Origin of the sequence: Vibrio sp. HI00D65, from assembly GCF_001635455.1 — a bacterium.
Lineage (GTDB): Bacteria > Pseudomonadota > Gammaproteobacteria > Enterobacterales > Vibrionaceae > Vibrio.
In genome coordinates this window covers 1-283 of the sequence record NZ_LWEH01000197.1, presented here as the reverse complement: position 1 = coordinate 283, position 283 = coordinate 1, and the positions used below count along the sequence as shown (strand labels likewise).

General features: G+C 41.0%; 1 protein-coding gene. It reads left to right on the top strand.

The genetic code is table 11. The annotated features are described in order from the left end of the window. The coding region (locus A3712_RS15190; RefSeq protein WP_157618771.1) for a GGDEF domain-containing protein at positions 1–283 on the top strand (283 nt) is incomplete at both ends.

The following is a 283-nucleotide window of genomic DNA, read 5'->3' as shown; positions in this document are numbered from 1 at the left end:
TTAACTCGAAGCTGATAGCCATGCAGCGTATAGCGCACATGAGGCGAGAATTAAAGCAAAGTACTGCAAAGCTCGAAGAACTTAATATACTTCTGCAACAACAAGCCAACGAAGATGGCCTCACTAAGTTATATAACCGTCGATATATGGATACTAAGCTTGAAGAGAGCATAGCGTGGCATGGAAGACGTAATATATCCATGACTGTCATACTTCTCGATGTAGACTTCTTCAAGCCATACAATGATAATTACGGCCATATTCAAGGGGATAAGTGTCTTCA